Source organism: Bartonella sp. AU55XJBT (assembly GCF_028618525.1).
The window spans coordinates 1-4173 of the sequence record NZ_JAQITC010000027.1 but is presented as its reverse complement, the minus strand read 5'-3'; the positions used below and the strand labels follow the sequence as shown (position 1 = coordinate 4173).

The following is a 4173-nucleotide window of genomic DNA, read 5'->3' as shown; positions in this document are numbered from 1 at the left end:
ATTTAAAAACATTCGTCAAAGAAAACGGCTGGAAACTGTCAGTTGGGGGTGAAAATGGCAAGACTGTTCTTATGGACAGCGATGTAGATTTTTCCACTGGAAGTAAGAACTTCCAAATTACCAAAGGCGATAAAGACAATAAGCTAAAATTTGATCTTGCTCAAGACGTTACGTTAACAAGCTTAAAAGCAGGTACAAATACCTTAGATGCAACAGGCTTAGTAATTACGGGTGGACCTAAGATAACCACCGGTGGTATTGATGCTGGCAGTAAGACAATAACAGGCATTAAAGAAGGTTCTCTCTCAGCAGAATCGACCGAAGCAGTAACTGGTTCCCAGCTTTTGGCAACAAATAATGAAATTGCTGATGTAAGAGACAGTATTCTTGTTAAGCAAGTAGCAGAGATGACTTTAGCGCGCAGTCTGCGTGATGGAGGAGCAGGTCTTATCACGATTGGTAGAGGAACTGGTGGTAGCGAAATCAGTATTCTAAATAAGGATAATGGAGCCCGGAAACTTTCCGGTTTACTCGACGGGGATATCAATGAAAACTCAAAGGAAGCCATAAATGGCTCACAGCTTTTTGAGACAAATGATAAAGTTGCGACTTATTTAGGTGGTGGCACTAAGTATGAAAATGGAGCATGGACCGCTCCAACTTTTACAGTGAAAACTGTTACCGATGAAGGCAAAGAAGAGGGTGCAACTTATCATAACGTAGCTGAAGCTTTAACAGGGGTTGGAACGTCTATCACGAATGTTAAAAATGAGATTACCAAAGAGGTTAATAATACGATTAACACTGTTAAAGGTGATTCCTTGTTGTGGAGCGAAACTGATGGAGCCTTTAGTGCTCAGCATGGAGAGGGACAAAAAAAAAGAAGTAGCAGAATTAAATTTGTTGGGGCTGGAGATTTAACGTACGGTTCAGAAGACGCTGTAAATGGCGGTCAGCTATACACACTTGGTACTCATCTTGCGGATTATCTGGGGGGTGGTGCTGACTTTGGAAATGGAAATTCAGAGGGCCCAACTTTTAAAATTAAACGCATTAAAGCTGATGGTACAGAAGATGAACAAAGTTATACAAATGTAGCCGCAGCTTTTGAAGGTGTTGGTACTGCTTTCACGAATATAAAAAATGAGATCACAAAAGAAATTAGCAATGAGATTACCAATGTAAAAGGTGACAGTCTTGTTAAGTGGAATGAAGAATCTAAGTTAATCAAGATAGGAGAAGAAAAAGAAGGGACTAAAATCAGTATAGCGAATAAGGATGGCACGGCACGGACCATTTCTGGTGTTGCTGCTGGTACTGAAGATACTGATGCTGTGAATTTTTCACAACTGCAAAAAGTTGAAAAAGATGTCAAAGAACAAGTAGCAGCAAGTAGCTTTGTTAAACAGGATTCAGAAACGAAACACATCACGATAGGTAAAGAAACAGATGGTGATAAAATTGATATTGCCAACAAGAAAAATGAAAAGCGGACACTTGCAGGTATAAAGGATGGGGCACTCTCAGCAGATTCACATGAAGCTGTAAGTGGTTCACAGCTTTTTACGACAAATCAAAATGTAACAACTGTAGCCACGAATATAGCTAAGTCCCTTGGGGGTGGTGCTAGTTATAAAGATGGCGTATGGAGTGATCCATCTTTTACAGTAAAAACTGTTAAAGATGATGGCAAAGAAGAAGAGAAAACTTATCAGAATGTAGCCGCAGCTTTTGAAGGTGTTGGTACATCTTTTACGAACATCAAAAAAGATATTGCCAACCAGATTAATCATCTTCAGTCCGATGATTCAGCGGTTGTTCATTATGATAAAACAGATGGTGAAAATAGTGCTGTTGATTATGCGAGTATAACTTTTGGTGGTAAAGATAAAACCCTCACGGCTCTTCACAATGTTGCCGATGGTAGTATTTCTAAGGATTCACATGATGCGGTTACGGGTGGACAGCTTCATAAAATTGGCAGTGATATTGCAAAGTATTTAGGTGGAGAAGCATCCTTTGAAAATGGAGCCCTTACACAGCCAACGTATAAATTATCGTATATTGCTAAAGATGGAGTTGTAACAGAGAGTTCGTTCCAAGGTGTTGGCATAGCGTTTAGTGGTCTTGATACGAATATCAAGAATGTGAATGATCGTATTAAGGAAGTGTCTGAAAGTGTTGCACATGATTCCTTGTTATGGAGTGATGACGCTCATGCTTTTGTAGCGCGTCATGAAAAGAGCAAAGGCGAAAAAAGCAGAGCTGTAGCAACTCAAGAAAACAGCAAGATTACGTTTCTGCACGCTGGTGATATTACTGAAAGTTCAACAGATGCAGTCAATGGCTCACAGCTTTATTCCATGAATAAGACAGTTGCGACGTATTTCGGTGGAGGTGCTGGATATAACGACGCAGGTGAATGGACAGCCCCAAGCTTCAAGGTTACAACAGTCAAAGATGATGGCAACTCTGAAGAGAAGAGTTATGGAAATGTAGCTGAAGCTTTAGCGGGTGTTGGCACTTCCCTCACAAATGTAAAAAATGAGATTACCAATGAAATTGCCAATGTGAAAGGCGATAGCCTTGTCAAGAAAGATGCAAATACAAATTTTATTACTATTGGTAAGGAAGTAGAAGGCAGTGAAATCAATATCGCCAATAAGGACCAAGGGGATAGAACGCTTTCCGGTGTGAAAACAGCAACGAAGGACAATGAAGCAGTTAACAAAGGCCAGCTTGATAAAAGTTTAGAAAAGCTTTCTAATAGTCTTCAGTCTGATGAATCAGCCGTTGTTCATTATGATAAAAAAGCTGGAGAAACTGGCGGTATTAATTATGAGAGCATAACTTTAGGAAAAGGCAAGAATGCTGCCTCGGTTGCACTTCACAATGTTGCCAATGGTGAGATTGCTAAGGGGTCAGGTGATGCGATCACGGGTGATCAAATTAATACAATCTCTCAGAATATTGCAGAATTTTTAGGGGGTGATGCATCATTTGAGAATGGCACTTTTAAAAAACCGATTTATAATTTATCCAGTATTACTAAAGATGGAGTGAGTTCACCGACTGCCTTTACTAATGTTGGTTTAGCCTTTGAAGGACTTGATAAGAATATCAAGACTGTGAATGATCGTATTAAGGAAGTCTCAGAGGGCGTTGCGCATGATTCCTTATTGTGGAATGATGAAGCCAATGCCTTTGTAGCGCGTCATGAAAAGAAGCAAGAAGAAAAAGGTAGAGCTGTAGCAACTCAAGAAAACAGCAAGATTACGTTTCTGCACGCTGGTGATGTTTCTAAGGATTCGACAGACGCTATTACAGGTGGTCAGCTTTATTCAATGGGCGGTGAAATTTTAAAGTATTTTGGCAGTGGAGCTAAGTACGAGAATGGTCAATGGACAGAACCCAGTTTCAAAGTTGCACAATTTGGTGCTAATGGCACAAAAGGTGAAGAGAAGACTTATCATAATGTAGCGGAAGCCTTTGAAGGAGTTAATAGCACTTTCACGACTCTTAATGGTGAGATTGGGGATGTAAGAGATAGTATCCTTGTTAAGCAAGCAACAGAAATTACTTTATCGCGTAGTCTGCGTGATGGAGGAGCAGGTCTTATCACGATTGGTAAAGGAACTGGTGGTAGCGAAATCAGTATCTTGAACAAAGATAATGGAGGGCGAAAACTTTCCGGTCTCATGGGTGGGGATCTCGGTGAAAATTCAAATGAAGCTGTCAATGGTGGTCAGATTCATACCCTAGGGAGCAGTGTTGCATCTTATCTAGGTGGCGATGCTGCATTTACAGAGGGTGTTTTTAAAGCTCCGACTTATAACATCTCTAATGTTTCTGATGATGGTACGGTAACGACTAAATCACATAACGATGTTGGTTCAGCCTTTTCTGATCTTGATACGAGTGTCAAGAATGTGAATACTCATCTAACGAATGAGGTCAAAAAGTTTGATGAAAAACTAACGAATATTACGCAAGAAGTCCAAGGCGATGCTTTGTTGTGGAGCAAAACCGATAAAGCCTTTGTAGCACAGCATGGATCAGGAGATACGAAAGTTAATAGTAAGATTAAGTATCTTGCCAATGGTACCATTGCAGCAAATTCAACGGATGCGGTCAATGGTTCGCAACTTTTTGAGACAAATAAGGCTGTTGCAA

At 40.3% G+C, this 4173-nt stretch carries 1 pseudogene; it reads left to right on the top strand.

The features are described from left to right. A pseudogene (locus PVV70_RS09595) lies at positions 1 to 4173 on the top strand (hypothetical protein); the annotation flags it as partial.